This window comes from Microbacterium oleivorans (assembly GCF_001644225.1).
Classification (GTDB): Bacteria; Actinomycetota; Actinomycetes; order Actinomycetales; family Microbacteriaceae; genus Microbacterium; species Microbacterium gawkjiense.
The window spans coordinates 128393-150060 of the sequence record NZ_LSTV01000004.1; the positions used below are offsets into that span (position 1 = coordinate 128393).

The window sequence follows — 21668 nt, forward strand, 5'->3', positions numbered from 1 at the left end:
GACCGGAGACCCTGTGAACCCCGCATCCCGCATCGCCGCCTTCCGCGCCGAACTGCGCGACGACACCGCGTTCGTCGCCACGCCCAGCCCCCGGCTGAGCTGGACGGTCGACACCGACGAGCCCGGCTGGATGCAGGTCGCGGCAGAAGTCGACGATGGCACCGGCATCGTCGCGCTCCCCGGCGAGGAAAGCGCCCTGATCGCCTGGCCGTTCGCGCCGCTGTCCGCCGGGGAGCAGCGCGAGGTGCGGGTGCGCGCACAGGCGGCATCCGGCACGTGGACGAGCTGGTCGGAGCCGCTCACCGTCGCCGCCGGCTTCCTCGCGCCGGACGAATGGGTCGCACAGCCGGTCGGACTGGCGGCCCCCGATCGCGACGCGCAGCCGACCGTGGTGCGCACGCGCTTCCGGCTCGGGCGACCGGTCACCCGGGCGCTGCTGTTCTGGACGGCGCTCGGCGTCGCCGAGCCCGAGGTCAACGACACCCCCGTGTCGGAGGACGTGCTCTCACCCGGCTGGACGGCGTACCGCGACCGGCTCGTGCACGAGACCGTCGATGTCACGCAGCTGGTCCGCGAGGGCGAGAACGTGCTCTCGGCAACGCTCGCGGGCGCCTGGTACACCGAGAAGTACGGCTTCTTCGCCTTCGCCGACCGGCTCTACGGGACGCAGCCCTCGTTCCTCGCACAGCTGCGGGTGACCTTCGACGACGGCACGACCACGACCGTGGCCGCGACCGGCGAGGGGTGGGAGGCCGCATCCGAAGGACCGATCGTCGACAGCGGCATCTACGCGGGCGAGCATCAGGACCTGCGACGCGCCGTGGGCGGGTTCTCGCCCGTCCGCGTGGGAGCCGCCGCGAAGCCGGGCTACGAGAACATCCCCGTGCCCGAGGCGCGCATCGCCCCGCCGGTGCGCCGGACCGAGTCCCTCCCGGTGGCGGGAACCCTCGCCTCGCCGTCGGGCGGCACGATCCTCGATCTCGGCCAGAACCTCGTCGGACGCCTCCGCGTACGGGTGCGCGGCGCCGCCGGCACGACGGTGACGATCCGTCACGCCGAGGTGCTCGAGGACGGGGAGCTCGCGCTCCGGCCGCTGCGCAACGCCGCAGCCACCGCGACGTTCGAGCTCTCCGGCGGCGACGACGTGCTCGAGTCGCGCTTCAGCTTCTACGGCTTCCGGTACGCGCAGATCACGGGTATCGACGTCGACACCGCCGACGTCGAGGCGGTCGTCCTGCACACCGACATGGCAAGGACCGGGTGGTTCGCGGCATCCGACCCGCTCATCGACCGGCTGCACGAGAACGTCGTGTGGGGCATGCGCGGCAACTTCCTCTCGATCCCGACCGACTGCCCGCAGCGCGATGAGCGCCTCGGCTGGACGGGCGACCTGCAGGTGTTCGCACCGACGGCATCCTTCCTCTACGACAGCGCCGGCTTCCTCACGTCGTGGCTGCGCGACCTCGCGCACGAGCAGGCCCGGAACGACGGATCGGTGCCCGTCGTGGTGCCGTCCGCGCTCAGCGGGTTCACCGGCGGCGGAGCCTCCCCCGCCGCGTGGGGCGACGCGGCGACCGTCGTCCCGACGGTGCTGCACGAGCGCTACGGCGACCGCGACATCCTCGCGGCGCAGTACGAGAGCATGCGCGCGTGGGTGGATGCCGTGGGGCGCGACGCCGGGGACAGCGGCCTCTGGGCGGGCCGGATGCAGCTCGGCGACTGGCTCGACCCGGCGGCACCGCCCGACAAGCCCGGGCAGGCCAAGGTCGACAGCGACATCGTCGCCTCCGCGTACTACGCCCGGTCGCTGCGTCAGGTCGCCGAGGCCGCGCGCCTGCTGGGGCTGGAGACGGATGCCGCGCACTACGGCACGCTCGCCGAGCGCAGCCGACGCGCCTTCGTCGACGAATACGTCACGCCCGCCGGCCGCATGATGAGCGACGCGCCCACCGCCTACGCGCTCGCACTGAAGTTCGACCTCGTGACCGATCCCGCCGTGCGCACGGCGCTCGCCGACCGCCTCGCCGCCCTCGTGCGTGAGGGCGGGTATCGGATCGGGACGGGATTCGTCGGCACGCCGCTCGTCGCCGACGCGCTGACCCAGGGCGGCCACCTCGACGCGGCCGAACGTCTGCTCACGCAAACCGAGTGCCCGTCGTGGCTGTACCCCGTGACGCAGGGGGCCACGACCGTCTGGGAGCGATGGGACTCCCTGCTGCCGGACGGCAGCGTCAACCCGGGCGAGATGACCTCGTTCAACCACTACGCGCTCGGCGCGGTCGCCGACTGGCTGCACCGGACGGTCGCGGGGCTCGCCCCCGCCGCGCCGGGGTACCGACGGCTGCGGATCGCGCCGCAGCCGCCCGAGAGCCTGTCGTCCGCCTCAGCGCGCCACCTGACGCCCTACGGCGAGGCGTCCGTGGCGTGGCGCCGGGACGGCCACGAGATCGTCGTGACCGCCGTCGTGCCCGCCAACACGCGCGCCGAGGTCGCGATCCCCGGCGCCCCGGACGAGGTCGGTTCGGGCAGCCACGAGTGGCGCTTCCCCGCACCCGCGACCCCGGCACGTCCACCGCTCGACGGCCTGCACGCGTCACTCGCCGACGTCATCGACGACCCGCGAGCGTACGCCGCGCTCATCGACACGATCGCGGCAGTCGATGCGGATCGTGCGCAGGCGATCCGCTCCGAGACCCGTTGGGGCGCGGGGCGTCCCGTCACGACCGCGCTCATGTTCACCCCGCCCGACCTGCTCGCGTCCGTCGATGACGCGATCCGGCGGGCGACGGCATCCGCCTGACCCCTCCGAGGAGACACCATGTTCGACCGTGCCAGCACCTTCGGCGAAGCCCTCGACGACCCGGACGCCCGCGCGATCCTCGAGCGGTACCTGCCGGGGGTGGCCGCCTCGCCCATGGCGACGCAGTTCCGCGGTGGCCGCCTCGGGCAGCTCGTCGCGATCGTCCCCGCCCTCGAGGACCTCGAGGTGCGCGAACAGTTCTTCGCCGCGCTCGCCGCGGTCGGGTCCGGGGCGGGTCGTCCGCCGTACGCGCCGGCGATCACCCCCGACCCCGCGTACGAGGGAGACGACGTCGCGCGGGCGTCGGCGACGATGACGCTGCCGACGCCGACGCCGCTGTGGGATCCGCTCGAGCTGCGCTTCGCAGGACCCTCGCACGGCAACCCGTTCGTCGACGTCGAGCTCGACGCGGTCTTCCGGCGCGGCGGCGACGAGATCCGGGTCGGCGGCTTCTACGACGGCGACGGCGTGTACGTGATCCGCGCACTGGCCGACACGGTCGGCACCTGGACCTTCGAGACGCGCTCCACCGCGCGCTCGCTCGACGGCCTCACCGGTTTGGTCGAAGTCACCGGCGCGCGCGACGGCTCGCACGGTCCGGTGCGGGTCGATGGCTTCCACTTCCGGCACGCCGACGGCACACGGCACCGCCCGATCGGCACGACCGCGTACGCCTGGACCCACCAGCCCGAGCAGCTGCAGGAGAAGACCCTCGAAACGCTCACCGGGGCACCGTTCGCGAAGCTGCGCATGTGCGTCTTCCCCAAGTCGTACCTCTACAACGCGAACGAACCGGCCGACTTCCCCTTCGTCGGCAGCCTCGCGGACGGTTTCGACCACACGCGGTTCGACCCCGCGCACTTCCGGCGGCTGGAGCAGCGAATCGGCGAGCTGGCGGCCCTCGGCATCCAGGCCGACCTCATCCTCTTCCACGCGTACGACCGGTGGGGATTCGCCGACCTCGGCCCCGCCGTCGACGAGCGGTACGTCCGCTACGTCGTGCGGCGCCTGTCGGGCTTCGCGAACGTGTGGTGGTCGATGGCGAACGAGTACGACCTGCTGTGGTCGAAGGACCTCGACGACTGGGAGCGCCTCGCGGCGATCGTCGGTGAAGAGGATGCCTTCGGTCACCTCAACTCGATCCACAACTGCCGTCCCGTGTACGACTACGCGAAGCCGTGGATCACGCACGTCAGCATCCAGCGGGTCGACGTCTACCGCACCGCGGAGAACACCGACCAGTGGCGCGAGGAGTGGGGCAAGCCCGTCGTCATCGACGAGTGCGCCTACGAGGGCGACATCGACCAGGGCTGGGGCAACATCACCGGTGAGGAGATGGTGCGCCGGTTCTGGGAGGGCGCCGTCCGCGGCGGCTACGTCGGCCACGGCGAGACCTACTATCCGCCCGCCCTCGGGGGCGCGGCATCCGTCGGCGACGACGACGAGGTCCTCTGGTGGTCGAAGGGCGGCGCGCTGCACGGCTCGTCCCCTTCGCGGATCGGCTTCCTCGAGCACCTGCAGTCGCAGGCACCCGGCGGCGTGTGGGACCCGCTGCCGAGTGACTGGGACGTCCCCTGGGGTGGCGTCCCCGGCCGCCTGAAGGTCGCCTACTTCGGATTCAACCGGCCGCGGTTCCGCAACGTCATCCTCGACGACGGCGAGTGGCGGGTCGAGGTCATCGACACCTGGAACACCACGATCGACGAGCTGCCGGGAACGTATCGCGGTCAGGTGCGCGTCGAGCTGCCGGGGCGCCAGTTCATGGCGATCCGCGTGACGCGGGTGGACTGAGCCAGGGATCCCGACTGAGCGGATGCCGCGGGTCGGCGCGCGGCATCTTCGGAGACCTCCAGGACCGGGTGGCCTGGGCCGTACGATTCGATGATGCAGGCTGTGTCGCTCTTGTCCCAACTGATGTCGGCGCTCGACGAGCATCGCTGGGATGAGCTGGAACGCTACCTGCACCCGGCTTTCTCCTGCAGGTACGTCCACACGGAGGAGAGCTTCGATCGTGCGGCATGGATCGAACTCAATGCCGCCTACCCCGGATTCGAAGGTCTGCGTGTCGAGGAGGTCCTGGGAGATCAGACGCGCGCCGCGTGCCGATCCGTCGTCACCGCTCGTGACGACAGCGGAGTGATGGAATTCGCCTGCGCGACGTTCATCAGTGTCCGGGACGGGCTGATCGAAACGATGACGGAAGTGTGGACGGAGGTTTCTCAGGCTCCGCCGCCCGGTACCCGACCGTCGTGACTCCCATCGGGCTCGTTCGGGCTCGCGAGCCGTTCCCAGGTCCAGGCGAGGATCTCGGCGATGTCGATCGACGGGTCGACGCCCTGTTGCAGCTGCAGGCCGTCCGACAGGGCGAGCAGCACGGTCGCGGCGGTGTCTGCATCCACCCCCGCCGGCATCTCGCCGGCATCCTGCCGTGCACGGATGTCAGCTGCGACGACGGCGTGCACGCTCCGCTGACGCTCCTCGAAGAAGGCATGCGCGGGATGGTCCGGAGCGGATGCCGCCGCCTGCAGGCTCGCGTACAGGTGCACGAGCGCGGGCGTCTCGGCGTTGCGCCGCGCGACCCGCACCGACGGCGGCTCGTCGCCGTCCTGCTCGGCGAGCGCCTCGCGGGTCGCGGCGTCGCGCTGGCGCAGCACCTCGACGAGCAGATTCTCCTTGGTGCCGAAGTGGTGGAGCATGCCGGCCTGCGTCATCCCGACCTCGGCGGCGATGTCGCGGAGCGACGTCGAGCCGAACCCGCGCCGCCCGATGACCTCGAGCGCCGTCTGCAGGATGAGTTCCCGACTCTCCCGGCCCTGCGCTGAGGTGCGCCGCTCACGCATCCGTCGTCACCACGAGAGAGGGGGTGCCGGCCTCGTACACCGGGTCGACCGTGCCGCCGGGGACATCGGAGTGCCCGGCGAGGACCGCCGCCTCGTCGCGCGGGACCTCGAACGGCAGGCGTCCCGCGGCGGGCACCCGGCCGGTGAGCACGTCGAGCAGCGCCTCGTCCGACGCGCCGAACGTCGCGACCACGGCGTGGGCGTGCGCGGCGACGGGCGCGAGCAGCGCGGGCCGCTCGAGGTGCACCGCGACGACGGTCGGCGCCGCGGCGGCGACCTCCGCGACGCCCGCCACGACTGCGTCGTCGAACGCCAGCGAACCGGCGTGGAAGTGCGCCTCGAGCATGAACTCGTCGCGCGGCTCGAACGGCGGCTGCAGCCGCAGCACGCTGACGTCGGCACCCGCGGCATACGGGGCCGGCACTAGCCCCGCCGCACGGATCGCGTCGTCCGAGACCTGCGGCGCGTGCACCGCGGTACCGGGCCGCAGCGGCAGGACGGATGCCGCCTCGCCCGCCCCGCCGGGGAGGATCACTGTCGACCGGGACTGCGCGCGGTCGCCCGCTGCCCGGAACTCGGCGCTGCCGACGATCTCGCCCGCGGCATCCTCGTCGATGAACGGGTCGTCGAACAGGCCGAGCTCGAACTTGACGGTCAGCAGCCGCGCGACCGAAACGTCGAGCCGCGACTCGGGCACGGCACCCGAGCGCACGAGCTCGATCACGAGGGCCGGGTCGTCCTCGCCGCCGAACTGGTCGACACCCGCGTCGAGGGCCTTGCGCACCCGCTCGATATCGCTGAGGTGCTCCACGCCCCACGACCGCGGCGGCAGCACCTTGCCCATCAGACGGGACTCGGTGATGAGCCCCCAGTCGGTGCAGACGACACCCGTGAAGCCGAGCTTCTCGCGCAGCAGTCCGGTGATGATCTGGTGGTTGAAGCCGAAGGCGACCTCCTCGACGGGTTCGCCGTCGAGGACGACGCCCCGCGGGATCCCGTACGACGGCATGATCGCCGAGACGCCCCGGTCGATGACCCGGCGGAACGGCTCGAGGTGGTACTCAAACATGCCGCCCGGGTACACCTGGTCGGTGCCGTACGGGAAGTGCGGGTCCTCGCCGTCCTTCTCGGGCCCGCCGCCCGGGAAGTGCTTGGCCATGCACGCGACGCTCGCCGCCGTCAGCCGGTCGCCCTCGAACCCGTCGACGTAGGCGACACCCAGGCGTCCCACGAGGTCGGCATCCTGTCCGAACGTGCCGTACTGGCGCGGCCAGCGCGGCTCGGTCGCGACGTCGAGCATCGGGTGCAAGGCCGAGCGGATGCCGACGGCCAGGTACTCCTGCCGCGCGATGTCGGCGAACTCCCGCACGAACCCCGGGTCGGCCAGCGCGCCGAGGCCGAGCGGCTCGGGCCACGCCGAGAGGTGGCCGGCGGTGAACGACGCGCCGACGTTCTCGGTGAACGAGTGTCGCGGATCGGTCGAGATGGTGACCGGGATGCCGTGGCCCGACGCGGCTGCCACGCGCTGCAGCCCGTTCACCCACCGCGCCATCGCCCGAGGGTCGGGGATCTGGTGGATGTTCAGGTGCGTGACGTGCATGCCCTCCACGAACTCCCGCGCCGAGGTGCGGCCCGGCATCATCGACGGCCCGTCGACCTCGCCGTCGGTCGTCGTCGGGACGATCGTCTGGATCATGAGCCCCGCCTTCTCCTCGAGCGAGAGGCGCGACACGAGGTCGGCGACCCGCTCGGCGACGGGCAGACGCGGGTCCTCGTACGGGTCCATCACGCCGTTGCGGTTGAGGTCGCGGTAACGCGTGCCGTCGGGGGCGGTGGAAAGGGATGCGGTCACTGCGGTCTCCTGCGACGTCGTCGTGGCGGGCGGGAACCGGCGCGGTCCCGACGTCGAAAGACTAAATAACGTTCAGTGGTTTGCGCAACGACGGATCAGGCGTCCCCCGACGACCCCGCGAGGCGTGCGGCGGCGGTCGTCATGTGCACGGCCATCGCCGAGGCCGCGGCATCCTCGTCCCTCGCCTCGACGGCCCGGAAGACGGCGTCGTGCTCGGCGACGGCGAGACGCGCGGCGTCGGCGTCGTGGACGGCGCGATCGGCGTAGACCTGCAGCAGCGAGCGGACGACGTGCAGCAGGTCGACGAGCGCGTCGTTGCCCGCCGCGCGGGCGAGCGCGTCGTGGAAGGCCGCATCCGCTCGGGCGAAGGCCGCCAGGTCCGTGCCCGCCCCGCGCATCCGGTTGAGGGATACCGCGAGGCGGGCGATGTCGGCACCGTCGGCGCGCGATGCCGCGAGGCGCGCGCAGTAGATCTCGAGTCCCGAGCGGACATCGAGCAGATCGTCGGTGCTGCGGCGTCCGATGAGCAGCCCCCAGCGGAGGGTCTGCGGCAGCAGGTCGCTCGCCGTGCCGCGCAGGTACGTCCCGGATCCGGGGCGGACGTCGACGATGCCGAGGATCTCGAGTGCCGCGAGCGCCTCTCTCACGGCGGAGCGGCCGACACCGAGGGTCAGCGAGAGCTGCCGCTCGGGGGGAAGCCGCGTGCCGGGCTCGATCTCCCCGCTCGTGAAGAGATCCATGAGCCGCCGCGCGACCTCGGAGACGGGGGTGCCCGACGGCAGAGCGCCGAGGGCGGCCGTGATCTCGGCGGAGCGGTCGGACGGGTATGCGGGCACGGCTTCAACATACGGGAGCGGACGACGGATGCCGAGACGTCGACCCTTGCAATTGGTCAACCGGTTGTGCACAATGGCGAATGGACACCCGTTTCCGCGACCCGAGGAGCAGCACGCGATGACGCGCCTGTGGAACGACCCGGCCGACTTCGCCGACGAGATGATCGACGGCTTCGTCGCCGCGAACGGTCGCTACGTCGAGCGCGTGACGGGCGGCGTCGTCCGCAGCACCCGCGTCCCCGACGGCCAGGTCGCCGTCGTGATCGGCGGCGGATCGGGGCACTACCCCGCCTTCGGCGGGCTCGTCGGCCCGGGCCTCGCCCACGGCGCGGCGATGGGCAACCTCTTCGCCTCGCCCTCGACGCAGCAGGTCCACGCCGTCGCGCACGCGGCGCACGCCGGCGGCGGCGTGCTGCTCACCTACGGCAACTACGCGGGGGACGTCCTCAACTTCGACGCCGCCCAGGAGAGGCTGCGCGCCGAGGGCATCGACTGCGAGACCGTCGTCGTGACCGATGACATCGCGAGCGCCGGTCCCGACGAACGCGAGCGTCGCCGCGGCATCGCCGGCGACCTCACCGTCTTCCGCGCCACGGCCGGTGCTGCCGCGGCGGGCTACGACCTCGCGGGTGTCGCCCGCGTCGGGCGGCTCGCGAACGAGCGCACCCGCTCCTTCGGCGTCGCGTTCACGGGCTGCACGCTTCCTGGGGCCGAGGCACCGCTCTTCTCCGTGCCCGACGGACGCATGGCCGTGGGCCTGGGCATCCACGGCGAACCCGGCATCGACGAGACCGACATCCCCACCGCCGACGGCCTCGCCGACATGCTCGTGGAGCGACTGCTCACCGAGCGCCCGGACGGCGCCGACGGCCGCGTCGTCCCCCTGCTGAACGGCCTCGGGTCGCTGAAGCACGAGGAGCTCTTCGTCGTCTACCGCCGCGTGGCCGCACTGCTCGAACAGGCCGGACTCGAGATCGTCGACCCGCACGTCGGTGAGTACTGCACGAGCTTCGACATGGCCGGCACCTCGCTCACCCTCTTCTGGCTCGATGACGAGCTCGCCGACCTATGGGAGACCCCGGTCGACACCCCCGCGTACCGGCGCGGGGCTGTCACGGCCGCCGAACGGCGGGAGCCCGCCCGCACCGACACGTCCGCGGCGGCCGAGGAGATCGCTGGGGATGCGGCATCCGTCCTGCTCGCGGCGACCGTCGTGGCCGCCCTCGACACCGTCGCGCGGACGATCGAGGAGAACGTCGACGAGCTCGGTCGCATCGACGCCGTCGCGGGCGACGGGGATCACGGCATCGGGATGCAGCGCGGTTCCCGCGCCGCGGTCGCTGCCGCACGGCTCGCCGCCGCGGCGGGTGCGGGAGCTGCGACCACCCTCGCGCGCGCCGCAGACGCCTGGTCGGACCGGGCCGGAGGGACCTCCGGCGCCCTGTGGGGCCTGCTCCTGGCCGAGCTCGCCTACCGCCTCGGCGACGCCGGCCGCCCCGACGCGGCCCGCATCGCCGACGGGGTCGCGGCCGGCGTCGGCGCCGTGATCGCACACGGCAAGGCCGAACCCGGCGACAAGACGATGGTCGACGCTCTCCTGCCCTTCACCGAGACGCTCAGCCGCGAGGTCGCGGCGGGGGCGCGACTGGCGGATGCCTGGCGCACGGCCGCGAGATCCGCGTCCGCAGCGGCGGCCACCACCGCGGACCTCCTCCCGCGGAAGGGACGCGCCCGCACGCACGGCGCGCACGCCGTCGGCACCGTCGACGCCGGCGCGCACTCCTTCGCGCTCATCGTTTCGGCGGTCGGCGAGACCCTCGCCGCCGCCCCCGTCATCAGTCGGTCCGCATCACCCGACTCCCTCGAGAGGATCTGACATGACCACCCCCCTGCGCATCGTCATCGGCAGCGACGACGCCGGTTACGACTACAAGGAGATCCTCAAGCGCGACCTCGAGCAGAACGACGGCGTCGCGTCGGTGATCGACGTCGGAGTGGATGCCGACGGTCACACCGCGTACCCGAAGGTCGCCATAGAGGCGGCCGAGCGCGTCGCCCGCGGCGAGGCCGACCGCGCCCTGCTCATCTGCGGCACCGGCCTCGGTGTCGCGATCGCCGCCAACAAGGTCGCCGGCATCCGCGCCGTGACGGCGCACGATTCGTTCTCCGTCGAGCGGGGCGTGCTCTCGAACGACGCGCAGGTGCTGACGATGGGCCAGCGTGTGGTCGGCATCGAGCTCGCCCGCCGCCTCGTGCGCGAGTGGCTGACCTACCGGTTCGACCCGTCGTCGGCGTCGGCATCGAAGGTCGCGGTCATCGGCGAATACGAGAGCACCGGATCCTGCTGATGCCGCAGATCACGGTGGGGGTGAGCCTGAAGGCGTACTTCGGTCGCCGGCAGGCGCGCGTCTGGTTCGCCGCCGCGGCCGCGGTGCTGCGCGCGCACGAAGGTGTGCGTTCCGGCGCCGTCGAGGCGTTCGTCATCCCCACCTACCTCCAGCTCGACGACGCCGCGGGCGCGTTCGCCGGCACCCGCGTCCGCCTCGGCGTGCAGGATGTCTCCGCGTTCGAGCCCGGCGCGTACACGGGCGAGGTGACCGCCGCGGAGGTCGCCGAGTCCGGTGTCGCCTGCGCCGAGGTCGGTCACGCCGAACGGCGCCGCCTCTTCGGCGAATCCGACGCCGACGTCGCCGCCAAGGCCGCTGCCGCCCTCCGCCACGGGGTGACCCCCGTGCTCTGCCTGGGCGAGGAGGAACGAACGGATGCCGCCGGTGCCGCGGCCGCCACCGTCGCCCAGCTCGCACGCAGCCTCGCCGGCGCCCCCGCCGGCCCGGTGATCGTCGCGTACGAGCCCGTCTGGGCCATCGGCGCCCCTGCGCCCGCACCGATCGACCACATCGGGACGGTGACACGCTCGCTGCGAACCGCCCTCCTTGCCGACGGCGACCGCTCGGGCTCGCGCGTCATCTATGGCGGCTCGGCGGGTCCGGGCCTCTTGACGGGACTGGGCGACGCGGTGGACGGCCTCTTCCTCGGTCGCTCCGCGCATGATCCCGTGGCGCTCGGCGACGTGCTGGACGAGGCGTACGCGCTCGCCCGGAGCGCGTCGTGATCGGGCTCGGCACCTACGCGTTCTTCTGGCAGCACTCCGATCGCGTCGACGAACCGCTCAGTCTCATCGGAGCGTTCGAGGCGACCCGCGAGCTCGACCTCGAGCTGTTCCAGATCTGCGACTACGCCCCCCTGACCGGGATGACCGACGGGGAGATCGCGGATGCCGCCCGCGCCGCCCGCACACTCGGCCTCACGATCGAGCTCGGCACGAAGGGCATCGAGACCGCTCACCTCGAGCGCTTCCTCCGCATCGCCGACGTTTTCGATGCACGCCTCGTGCGCAGCATGGTGTTCGGCCCCGACTCCCGACCGACACTTGTGGACGCCGGGGCGCTGCTGCGCGGCATCCTGCCCTCCTTCGAGGCAGCGGGGGTGACCCTGGCCCTCGAGACGTACGAGCAGATCGCGACGACCGATCTCGTGCGGCTGGTGCACGAGGCGGACAGCCCGAACCTCGGCATCTGCCTGGACCCCGCGAACGTCGTCGCGCGGTTGGAATCGCCACGCACCTGCGTCGAAGAGGCCGCCGAAGTGGTCGTGAATGTTCACGCGAAGGACTTCGCCTTCGCTCGACAGCCGGGCTGGGTCGGGTTCACCTACTCGGGCGCCCGCATGGGCGAAGGCCTGCACGACTACCGCCACCTGCTCGACACCGTCCGGCCGCGGGGGCGCGGTGTCAACGAGATCGTCGAGCACTGGTTGCCCTGGCAGGGCGACCCCGAGACCACCGTCCGCACCGAGCGCGACTGGACCCGCGCCACCCTGAACCACCTGAGGAGCCTCGAATGAGTCACACCATCGCCGTCATCGGCGCCGGAGGGAAGATGGGCATGCGCGTGTCCAACAACCTCGTGAAGACCGACCACGTCGTCCGCTACGTCGAGAACTCGCCCGCCGGGCGCGAGCGGACGGTCGCCGCCGGACGCGAGTTGACCGAGGCATCCGTCGCGGTCGCCGACGCCGACATCGTCGTCCTCGCCGTTCCCGACCTCGCCCTCGGGGCGGTGACCGCCGACGTCGTCCCCCAGCTGAAGTCCGGCGCCATCGTCCTCACGCTCGACCCGGCCGCGGCCTACGCGGGACTGCTGACGACTCGCGAGGACGTCATCCAGGCCGTCGCGCACCCGTGCCACCCGTCGGTGTTCCTCGAGCGCACGACGAAGGAGGAGTGGGCCGACACCTTCGGTGGAATCGCCGCACCGCAGGACGCGATCGCCGCCGTCGAGTCCGACGACCCCGATCACGCCCGCATCGTCGAGGAGACCGTCCGCGCGATCTACGCGCCGGTCATCGACGTGCACTTCGTCACCGTGAAGCAGCTCGCCCAGCTCGAGCCGACCCTCGTCGAGACCGTCGCCTGCATGATCGGCTCGCTCCTCAACGAGGCGCTGGATGAGGCGATCCACACGATGGGCGTCCCCGAGGCGGCGGCCCGCAGCATCCTCTACGGGCACACCCAGGTGGCGCTCGCGAACGGCCTGCGCGGCGACAACCCGTTCAGCGACGCGTGCCTGATCGCGATGGACTACGGTCGCGAGAGCATCATCAAGAAGGACTGGAAGAAGATCTTCCGCGACGACGAGCTCGACAAGAACCTCGCGCGCATGCTCCACCTCGACCGCATCGAGCGCTGATCCGGAGATGACCGACATGACACGACTCGCCGGGAAGACCGCCCTCGTCACCGGAGCCGCGCTCGGCATCGGCGCGGCCGTCGCCGAACGCTTCGCCCGCGAGGGCGCCCGCGTGATCCTCGCCGACCGCAACGGTGAGGGCGCGCAGACCGCCGCCGACCGCATCGGCGACGCCGCGATGGCGGTGACGATGGACATCTCCGATGAGGCCTCCGTGGCTGCCGGCTTCGCCGCCGCAACGGATGCGGGGTGGGCACCGAACGTGGTGGTGGCCAACGCCGGCATCCAGCTGTTCGGACAGGACGCCCCCGCCGCCGACCTCGACCTCGACGTCTGGCGCCGCACGATCGACGTCAACCTGACCGGCGCCTTCCTGACCGTGAAGTACGCGGTGCGGACGATGCTGACCCTGGGCGGTGGATCGATCATCCTCACCGGCAGCCCGACGGCCGTCAACGGCGAGGGCCGGGACTTCACGGCTTACAGCGCCTCGAAGGCCGGCGTGCACGGCCTCTCGCGCACCGTCGCGGCGGCGTACGCCGACCGCGGCATCCGGGTCAACACGGTGCAGCCGGCCTACACCGAGACACCGCTCGTCTCGGCGATCAGCGAGGACCCCGCCTCCCGCGCCGCGATCGTCGGCCGGATCCCGATCGGCCGCGCCGGGACGCCCGACGACGTCGCCGGGATCATGGTCTACCTCGCGAGCGACGACGGATCGTTCGCGACCGGCGCGACCTTCCAGGTCGACGGCGGGATGACCTCGCTCTGACGCGGGACCGTGTCATGACCTGGTGGACCGAGGGGATGCCGTGGCGCAGCGGCCGCTGGTCGCTCGAGCTGCGCGGCGACGAGCTCGCCGACATCGCGATCGACGGACGAGTGGTGCTGCGCAGCATCCGCGCCGTCGTCCGGGACGCCGATTGGGACACGGCCGACCTCGTCGTCGACCGGGTCCAGACGCGGGACGAGACCCTCATGCTGCACGTGCGGTCCGCGGGTCTGGGCTCGTCGTTCACGGGTGTCGTGCGGGTCGAGGCGCGTCAGGCGCAGCTCCGGGTGATCCTCGACCTCGAGTCGGCGGCGGCGTTCGCCACGAACCGCACCGGTCTGGTCGTGCTGCACCCGCCCACGCTCGCCGGCACGGCGGTCGAGGTGCGGCATCCGGACGGCACCCTCACTCGGAGCGCGTTCCCCCGCGAGATCAGCCCGCATCAGCCGGTGCGCGACGTCGCAGCGCTCACGTGGCAGGTCAACGGCGCGACCGTCGATGTCGCGTTCGACGGCGACGTGTTCGAGATGGAGGACCAGCGCAACTGGACCGACGCCTCGTTCAAGACCTACAGCCGCCCCCTCGACCTTCCATTCCCCTACCGCGTCAGCGCCGGTGGGCGGGTGCGGCAGTCGGTCGAGGTGTCGGTCGCGGGGAAGCTCGCGCCCGCACCGCCGGCATCCGACACGATCACCCTCCGACCCGGCGGCGCGTTCCCTGAGATCCTCCTCGGGGCGTCGTCGGCGCCCGATCCGGCCCCACCGGTCGAGCCGCTCGGAAACGGTGTGCTCGTCGAGCTCGACCTGCGCACGCCGTCCTGGCGGGCCGCCCTGGCCCGCGCCGCGGGGTCCGCTGCGCCGCTCGACGTCCGGTTGACCGGCATCGAGGATGCCGCAGAAACGGATGCCGCGGCCGCGGCCCTGCGAGGGCTCGACGTCCGCCGGGTGGGCGCCTTCGCCTCAGCCGGAGGCGCGGCCCACGTCTCGGATGCCGACACCGTCGCCGCGCTGCGCGCCGCCCTCGACCGTGCCGGCGTCACGGTGCCGGTGGTCGGCGGCTCGCGGTCGCACTTCACCGAGCTCAACCGGGAGCGCCACCGCCTACCGAGCGATCTCGACGGCGTGACGACGACCGTGGCGCCGCTGTTCCACGCGACCGGCACGGAGCAGCTCGTCGAGTCGCTCGAGATGCAGCGGCTCGTCGCACGGCAGGCTGTCGCGGCGGCGGGGGGTGTCCCGGTGCACCTCGGACCGGTCGCGCTGCGTCCGCGCTTCAACAACGTCGCGACCCGCCCCGCACCCACCTCGCCGGCGACCGACTTGTCCGAGGGCTACGGCGCCCACCTGACGGGCACGGCGGACGAGCGACAGAGCGCGCCGGAACTTGCCGCCTGGACCGTCGCGAGCGCCGCTGCCCTCGCGGTGCCGGGTGTCGCATCGCTCGCCTACTTCGAGGAGTGGGGGCCCCGCGGCATCCGCTCATCCGACGGCGGCGATCTGCCGGTCGCCGCCGCGATCCGTGCCCTGGGCGATGGGGACGGCGGCGAACTGCTGTGGGGCGACAGCCCGGACGGGCTCGTGTGGGCGATCGGCCGGCGCAGCTCGGCGACGACGATCCTGGCCGCCAACCTCGACCGTCGGCCGCGATCCGTCACGCTGGAGGTCGCGGGGGACGTGCGCCGGGTCGAGCTCGAGCCCGGGACGTTCCGCGCGGTCTGAGCGGCGAGTCGAGGGACGCGAGACGTCGCCTTCCCCGAGGCGGCGCGACGACACGCGACCCCGGAACCCCGAGCGGATGCCGCGCCCCACCACCCGCGGTCACACTGAGCGCGCGGCCTCGTCGTCGAGCCGGTTGCGGACGCCCCACAGCGCGAGCTGCGTGCGGTCCGCGAGGCCGGTCTTGCGCAGCGCGGACTGGAGCTGCGTGCGCACGGTGTGGACCGAGACGTGCAGCGCGGCCGCGATCGCCTCGTTCGCGGTCACCCCCGACGCGAGCATCGCGACGACGCGACGCTCGGCGGGGCTGAGCGAATCGAGCAGGTCCAGGTCGGGCTTCGGCCCGCGGCGGCGGACGAACTCGCGCAGGACCGGCGTGATCGCCCGGGTCGAGACGACCGCCTCTCCGCGCGCGGCGGCGTAGACGGCGCCCACGAGCTGGTCGGCGTCGTAGCTCTTGAGCAGGTACCCGACGGCGCCGGCGTCGATCGCGTCGGTGATGTACCCGTCCACGGCGAAGCTCGTCATCACGATGACGGCCGGGGCAGGACCGCCGCCGTCCAGCAGCTCCCGCGTCGCGTCCGCACCGTTCAGGCCGGGCATCTGCATGTCCATGAGCACGACGTCCACCGCCTCGGCGCGCGCCACGCGCACCGCGTCGACACCGTTCGCGACCTCCCCCACGATCCGGATGCCGCCGGCCGCCTCCAACTGCAGGCGCAGCCCCTTGCGGACCGACCGGTTGTCGTCCGCGATGAGCACCCGGATGTGCGTCCTCGTCTCGGTCACGACCGCTCCGTCCCACCCGAGCCGACGGGGATCTCGAACGCCAGCGTCCAGCCGCCCCCGGCATCCGTTCCCGCCGCGAACGTGCCCCCGAGGATCTCGACCCGTTCGCGCATGCCGCTCAGCCCCCAGCCGAGGCCCACGGCGCGTCGCTGCCCGGCGTGATCGGGCGCCGCGTTGGCGACCGTGCCGACGAGACGGTCCGCGTCGTGGACGATCTCGATACGGACGGGCGCGCGCGGGGCGTGTTTGGCGGCGTTCGTCAGCGCCTCCTGCACGCACCGGAAAGCGGTGGTCGAGACGACGGCGGGCAGTGCGTCGACGTCGCCGCGGATCGTGGCGTCGACGGTCGCGCCCCGTTCCCGCCAGAACGCGACGAGCTCGTCGAGGCTTCGGACATCCCGCGTCGTGCCGGAGGGGGCGACACCCCCCGCCCGCAGGTCGGCGAGCGCCCCCGCGAGACCCGCCGCCGCGAAGCGCCCCTCGTCGCGGACGTCCTGCAGCAGGGCGAGCGCCTCGTCGGCGCGCGTCGGCGCGACGGTGAGGGCAGCGTCGGTCAGCGTGATGAGCCCCGCCAGGTGCTGGCCCGCGACGTCGTGCAGTTCCTGGGCGATGCGGGCGCGCTCGCGCTGCTGCGCCTCGGCGACGCGGTCCGCGTGCTCCTGCGTGGCGAGCTCCGCCTCCTCGCGGGCCTGCTGCATCCGGCGCGTCTTCGTCGTCCACCAGACTCCGAGCGCCGTGCCCGCGACCGCCGGCGCGGCGAGCGAGACGACGTTGGCCGCGACCCAGCCGATCCCCACGGTCACCGACTCACCCGAGCCGAGCACGAACCAGAGCAGCACCGCGGATTCCGCGATCACGACTGCTGCGCACCACGCGACCACGCACGCGGTCGACACCCGGGTCGCAACGAGGAAGAGGGCGCCCGCGATGACGATGTGCATGCCCTGGACCCACGTCGGCACCCCCAGGCCCACCGCGAGCGCGAGGTGGACGGCGACGACGACCACGACGGTCGTCCCCGGGCGGCGGGAGAACATCGTCAGCGCCGCCGCCTGCAGCGCGCACCCCGCGACCAGCAGCCCGTAGGTCGCAGGGATCGACGTCGGCAACGGCCATTCCAGATCGGGCGACTCCCACAAGGCGACGGTCGGCGTCGCGAGCACCTGGATGAGCGTCGCGATGAAGACCGTCGTGACGAACAGGAGCGACGCGCGCGTCGTCCCAAGCAGGACGAGAGGCGCCCGCACCGTGGCCGGCGCAGACGGATCGGGGCGCGTCGAGAGGGTCATCGGCGGTGCTGCTTTCAGGGCTCGGGAGCGGATCGCTCGCTCAGGAGCCTGTCATGACCCGCCGCCGCGCACGGTCATCCACGGCGGTGTCCGCGAATTAGTCACTCATTCGGATGAAACCCGACAGCCGATCTGCGCGGAGCACGCGGGCCGCGGCCCGCCTCCTCGCCCCGCAGCCGGGCACTTCCGCGCCGGGCAGCCGGCGACGGCCCGGCTCACTCCCCCGTGGCACCCGCCGCCGGCACCCTAGGTTGACGTGTGGGGGAACCGACGGGCCAGGCTTCGACTCGTCGGCTCGGGGCCCAACGACTTCGGGGGAAGTCCGGGCCCCGACTCCCCCACCACTCCGAGGGCACTGTCAAGGGGTCGGATGCCGCCGGTCGCCGCGCGTACCGTCGCGGCCATGAGCGACGCATCCCCCACTCCCGAGCAGGACGACCCGACCGGCGGCGACGAGACGACCGAGCAGCAGCTCGACGCCGACAACGCCGTCGAGGAGGACACCCTCAAGACGCTCGACCCCGACGACTCCCCGGCCTGACCCGGCGGTCAGGCCTCGCGGGTGATGAGCACCCGCACCTCGAGACGGCTCTTGAACGGTCCCGCGTAGACCCCGCGCAGCGGCGGCACGTCGTTGTAGTCGCGCCCGCGGCCCACCGTCACGTGCCGGTCGCCGATCTCGGCGTCGTTGGTCGGGTCGAAGCCGTGCCACGAGCCGGCGTACCACTCGATCCAGGCGTGCGACTCGCCGACCACGGGCACGCCCACCTCGGCGGTGGGGTTCGGGTGCAGGTACCCCGAGACGTACCGGGCGGGGATGCCGACCGAGCGCAGCGCGCCGAGCGCGATGTGCGCCATGTCCTGGCACACGCCCTTGCGCTCCGCCCACGCCTCGGCACCGGTGGACTGCACCTCGGTCGCGCCGGGCACGTACTCGACGGCCTCGCCGATGGCCGTCGCGATAGCGAGCGCCGCGTGCGAGGGGTTCTCGTGCTGGGCCGCGATGCCCGACGCGAGCGCCGCGACCTCGGGATGCGGGTCGGTGCGGCGCGTCTGCGACAGCATCTCGACCGTGCCGATCGACCGCTGCGCGTCGCGAGAGAGGGCCTCCCACGACATGTCGGGGTGCGTGAGGGGCCGCGCGCGCACCTCGACGAGCGAGCGCGCCGTGATGTGCAGCGCCGAGTGCTTCGCCAGCACGTCGAACGCGGCGACCCGCGTCCCGAAGTAGTCGACGTAGTAGTTGACGTTCGTCGAGGGCTCGATGTCGAGCTGCGAGCTGAGGACGAACTGGCTGTCGCTCGTCGTCGGCAGCATCCGCGCCTCGTTGTACGACGCCCCGACCTCGCCCGGGTAGTCGAAGCCCGTCGTGTGCTCGATGCGCAGACGCTTCATGAGGTCTCTCCGATCCAGCTGGGTTCGGCCTGGGTGGGGAAGAAGCGCCCGCGGATCGCCTCGGACGCCTCCCGGGTGACCGATTGGACGCTCTGCATGTGGGCGGGGAGCTCGGCGAGGACCTCCTCGATCGGCCGGTACTCCAGCTCGTTGCGCATGCGACCGAGCGCGCGCAGCACCGAGTTGGAGTGCCCGACGCGGTCGGCGACGGGGTCGATCGCGCTCATGCACTGCTCGGCGGTGCGGATGGAGTGGATGATCGAGCGCGGGAACAGCCGGTCGAGCAGCAGGAACTCGGCCGCGTTCTGCGAGCTCGGCATGCCGCGGTAGGTGCGCAGGTACGCCTCGTAGGCCCCGCACGAGCGCAGGATGGTCGTCCAGGACGGACCGGATGCCTCGGTCAGCGACCGCGTCGCCAGCATCCGCGCCGTCATGTCGGTGCGCTCGATTGCGCGGCCGAGCGTGAAGAACTGCCAGGCCTCGTCGTGGCTCGTGGAGCTGTCGGTCACGCCGACGGCGAGCGCGGCCCGTTCGCGCACCCACTGGAAGAACTCGTGCGTCTTCTCGTCGTTGAGCCGTCGCGGCATCCGGGAGTACGTCGTGTTCAGCGTCTCCCACAGCTCGGTCGACACGATCTCGCGGGCGCGCCGGGCGTTCTCGCGCGCCGCCTGCAGGCAGTAGGCGATCGACGACGGGTTGGTGCGGTCGACGGCCAGGTTCGTCAGCACGGCGGCGCGCGTCACGGGCTGATCTCCGGCGGGGGTCACCGTGCCCATGACGCCCATGAGCGAGCGGCAGGCGGTGTCCTCGTCGATCCACGGGTCCTCGAGCAGGAGCTGCAGGTGGACGTCGAGGATGCGGGCGGTGCCGTCGGAGCGCTCGATGTAGCGCCCGATCCAGAACAGGCTCTCGGCGATGCGGCTCAGCATCCGTCCTCACCTCCCGCGGTCTCGCGTCCCTGCTGCTGCTGCTCCTGCTGCTCGGCCGTCGCGCGGGGCCGGTCCTGCGGCGAGTGGTCCGGTTCGTCCTGGGCGTCGTAGATGATCGGGATGGCGGAGGTCGCCGTCGCCTGCTCGGCGACGAGGCCGGCCAGGGACTGCGCCTGCCCGTACTCCCCGCGGTTCGGCGCGTCGCCACCGACGATCCACGTGTCCTTCGACCCGCCGCCCTGGCTGGAGTTGACGACGAGCTGCCCCTCGGGCAGCGCGACGCGGGTGAGGCCGCCGGGGAGCACCCAGACCTCGTCACCGTTGTTGACCGCGAACGGTCGCAGGTCCGCGTGGCGCGGCCGCATCCCGTCGTCGACCAGGGTCGGGATCGTCGAGAGCATGACGACCGGCTGCGCGATCCAGCCGCGGGGGTCGGCGAGGAGCTTCGAGCGCAGGGCGTCGAGCTCGGCGGGGCTCGCATCGGGGCCGACGACGAGGCCCTTGCCGCCCGAGCCGTCGACCGGCTTCACGACGAGCTCGTCGAGGCGGTCGAGCACCTCTTCGAGGGCGCCCGGGTCCTCGAGCCGCCACGTGTCGACGTTCTTGAGGATGGGCTCCTCGGCGAGGTAGTACCGGATGAGGTCGGGCACGTACGTGTAGAGCAGCTTGTCGTCGGCGACGCCGTTGCCGACGGCGTTGGCGATCGTGACGTTGCCCAGGCGCGCGGCCAGCATGAGCCCGGGAGCGCCGAGCATCGAGTCGGCGCGGAACTGCAGCGGATCGAGGAAGTCGTCGTCGACGCGGCGGTAGATGACGTCGACCCGGCGCCGACCGCGCGTGGTGCGCATGAAGACCTTGCCGCCCTGGCACACGAGGTCGCGCCCCTCGACGAGTTCGACGCCCATGAGGCGGGCGAGCAGCGTGTGCTCGAAGTACGCGGAGTTGTATACACCGGGGGTGAGGACGACGACGTTCGGGTCGTCGACGCCGGGGGGCGCGGAGTTGCGGAGCGCCTGCAGGAGCTTGTTCGGGTAGTCGCCGACGGGCCGCACCCGCATCGAGACGAACAGCTCGGGCAGCGTCTGCGCCATGACCCGGCGGTTGGAGATGACGTAGCTCACGCCCGAGGGCACACGCACGTTGTCCTCGAGCACGCGCATCTCGCCGTGCTCGTCGCGGATGAGGTCGATGCCGGCGACCTGGATGCGGACGCCGTTGGCCGAGCGGATGCCGGCCGCCTGCCGGTAGAAGTACTGCGACGACGCGATCAGCTTCGCCGGCAGCACGCCGTCGCGGACGACGTGCTGGTGACCGTACGCGTCGTCGAGGAACGCCTCGAGCGCACGGACGCGCTGCTGCACACCCTTCTCGATGCGCGACCACTCGTCGTAGGCGATGACCCGGGGCACGGCATCCAGCGGGAACGGCCGTTCCTCGCCCGCGAAGTCGAACGTGACGCCCTGTGCGAGGTACGAGCTCGCGAGCGATTCGGTGCGTCCCCGCAGCTCGTCCTGCGTCATCTGCGCGAGGGCCTGATAGAGCTCGCGATAGGTCGACCGCGACTGCGCCGCCTCGCCGGGATGCGCCACCTCGGCGAACATCTCGTCGAATGCGGGGACGCCGGAAGGGGTCTTGCGCGGCGCCAGCGTGGAGCCGTATCCGTCGAAGAGGTCACCCATGCGACGAGCCTAATCCGGGCGGTG

19 protein-coding genes are annotated in these 21668 nt (G+C 72.3%); 11 read left to right on the forward strand and 8 right to left on the reverse strand.

Annotation, left to right across the window (positions count from 1 at the left end; genetic code table 11):
- The first annotated feature begins 13 nt into the window (after positions 1-13).
- The 3 genes from AYL44_RS11130 (at position 14) to AYL44_RS11140 (ending at position 5053) form a co-directional block, all read left to right on the forward strand.
- Positions 14-2800, forward strand: coding sequence for an alpha-L-rhamnosidase (locus tag AYL44_RS11130; RefSeq protein WP_064003357.1), 2787 nt, complete (start codon positions 14-16; stop codon positions 2798-2800).
- Between the two features lie 18 nt (positions 2801-2818).
- Positions 2819-4591 (forward strand): DUF5605 domain-containing protein, encoded by a 1773-nt coding sequence (locus AYL44_RS11135; RefSeq protein WP_064003358.1) that lies wholly within the window; start codon positions 2819-2821, stop codon positions 4589-4591.
- A 90-nt stretch (positions 4592-4681) separates the two neighbouring features.
- A complete protein-coding gene (locus tag AYL44_RS11140; RefSeq protein ID WP_064003359.1) occupies positions 4682-5053 on the forward strand; it encodes a nuclear transport factor 2 family protein in 372 nt (123 codons plus the stop codon).
- Here AYL44_RS11140 and AYL44_RS11145 read toward each other — a convergent pair.
- The 3 genes from AYL44_RS11145 to AYL44_RS11155 form a co-directional block, all read right to left on the reverse strand.
- Complete coding sequence (locus AYL44_RS11145; RefSeq protein WP_064003360.1) at positions 5020-5640, reverse strand: TetR/AcrR family transcriptional regulator; 621 nt, start codon at positions 5638-5640, stop codon at positions 5020-5022. The genes AYL44_RS11140 and AYL44_RS11145 overlap by 34 nt on opposite strands.
- Positions 5633-7492, reverse strand: a complete 1860-nt coding sequence (locus AYL44_RS11150; RefSeq protein WP_064003361.1) for a glycoside hydrolase family 3 protein — start codon at positions 7490-7492, stop codon at positions 5633-5635. Before AYL44_RS11150 ends, AYL44_RS11145 begins: the two co-directional genes overlap by 8 nt.
- A gap of 95 nt (positions 7493-7587) precedes the next feature.
- A complete protein-coding gene (locus AYL44_RS11155) occupies positions 7588-8328 on the reverse strand; it encodes a FadR/GntR family transcriptional regulator (RefSeq protein WP_064003362.1) in 741 nt (246 codons plus the stop codon).
- A gap of 118 nt (positions 8329-8446) precedes the next feature.
- On the opposite strand from AYL44_RS11155, the gene AYL44_RS11160 reads away from it, so the two are divergent.
- Genes AYL44_RS11160 through AYL44_RS11190 form a run of 7 tightly spaced genes read left to right on the forward strand, consistent with a single transcriptional unit; the run spans position 8447 to position 15566 of the window.
- Positions 8447-10204 (forward strand): dihydroxyacetone kinase family protein, encoded by a 1758-nt coding sequence (locus AYL44_RS11160; protein WP_064003363.1) that lies wholly within the window; start codon positions 8447-8449, stop codon positions 10202-10204.
- Position 10205: 1 nt separating this feature from the next.
- Positions 10206-10676: a ribose-5-phosphate isomerase gene (locus AYL44_RS11165; protein WP_064003364.1), complete on the forward strand. Its 471-nt coding sequence runs from the start codon at positions 10206-10208 to the stop codon at positions 10674-10676.
- A complete protein-coding gene (locus AYL44_RS11170; protein ID WP_064003365.1) occupies positions 10676-11440 on the forward strand; it encodes a triose-phosphate isomerase in 765 nt (254 codons plus the stop codon). Before AYL44_RS11165 ends, AYL44_RS11170 begins: the two co-directional genes overlap by 1 nt.
- Positions 11437-12231, forward strand: coding sequence for a sugar phosphate isomerase/epimerase family protein (locus tag AYL44_RS11175; protein WP_064003366.1), 795 nt, complete (start codon positions 11437-11439; stop codon positions 12229-12231). The genes AYL44_RS11170 and AYL44_RS11175 overlap by 4 nt, the downstream gene beginning before the upstream one ends.
- Positions 12228-13076: a phosphogluconate dehydrogenase C-terminal domain-containing protein gene (locus tag AYL44_RS11180; protein WP_064003367.1), complete on the forward strand. Its 849-nt coding sequence runs from the start codon at positions 12228-12230 to the stop codon at positions 13074-13076. Before AYL44_RS11175 ends, AYL44_RS11180 begins: the two co-directional genes overlap by 4 nt.
- A gap of 16 nt (positions 13077-13092) precedes the next feature.
- Complete coding sequence (locus AYL44_RS11185) at positions 13093-13848, forward strand: SDR family NAD(P)-dependent oxidoreductase (RefSeq protein WP_064003470.1); 756 nt, start codon at positions 13093-13095, stop codon at positions 13846-13848.
- Positions 13849-13862: 14 nt separating this feature from the next.
- The gene (locus AYL44_RS11190) at positions 13863-15566 is read left to right on the forward strand and encodes a hypothetical protein (RefSeq protein WP_064003368.1); all 1704 of its coding nucleotides are present in this window, start codon (positions 13863-13865) and stop codon (positions 15564-15566) included.
- 99 nt (positions 15567-15665) lie between these two features.
- Here the strand turns inward: AYL44_RS11190 and AYL44_RS11195 are convergent, their stop codons facing one another.
- Complete coding sequence (locus AYL44_RS11195; protein WP_064003369.1) at positions 15666-16352, reverse strand: response regulator transcription factor; 687 nt, start codon at positions 16350-16352, stop codon at positions 15666-15668.
- Positions 16349-17641: a sensor histidine kinase gene (locus AYL44_RS11200; RefSeq protein WP_064003370.1), complete on the reverse strand. Its 1293-nt coding sequence runs from the start codon at positions 17639-17641 to the stop codon at positions 16349-16351. Before AYL44_RS11200 ends, AYL44_RS11195 begins: the two co-directional genes overlap by 4 nt.
- Before the next feature lie 403 nt (positions 17642-18044).
- On the opposite strand from AYL44_RS11200, the gene AYL44_RS14710 reads away from it, so the two are divergent.
- Positions 18045-18182 (forward strand): hypothetical protein, encoded by a 138-nt coding sequence (locus tag AYL44_RS14710; RefSeq protein ID WP_197471649.1) that lies wholly within the window; start codon positions 18045-18047, stop codon positions 18180-18182.
- An 8-nt stretch (positions 18183-18190) separates the two neighbouring features.
- Here the strand turns inward: AYL44_RS14710 and AYL44_RS11205 are convergent, their stop codons facing one another.
- From AYL44_RS11205 to AYL44_RS11215, 3 genes are read right to left on the reverse strand one after another with little or no spacing between them, the layout of a single operon-like run.
- Positions 18191-19036, reverse strand: a complete 846-nt coding sequence (locus AYL44_RS11205) for a transglutaminase family protein (RefSeq protein ID WP_064003371.1) — start codon at positions 19034-19036, stop codon at positions 18191-18193.
- A complete protein-coding gene (locus AYL44_RS11210; RefSeq protein ID WP_064003372.1) occupies positions 19033-19965 on the reverse strand; it encodes an alpha-E domain-containing protein in 933 nt (310 codons plus the stop codon). Before AYL44_RS11210 ends, AYL44_RS11205 begins: the two co-directional genes overlap by 4 nt.
- Positions 19959-21644: a circularly permuted type 2 ATP-grasp protein gene (locus tag AYL44_RS11215; protein WP_064003373.1), complete on the reverse strand. Its 1686-nt coding sequence runs from the start codon at positions 21642-21644 to the stop codon at positions 19959-19961. Before AYL44_RS11215 ends, AYL44_RS11210 begins: the two co-directional genes overlap by 7 nt.
- Between the last annotated feature and the right edge of the window lie 24 nt (positions 21645-21668).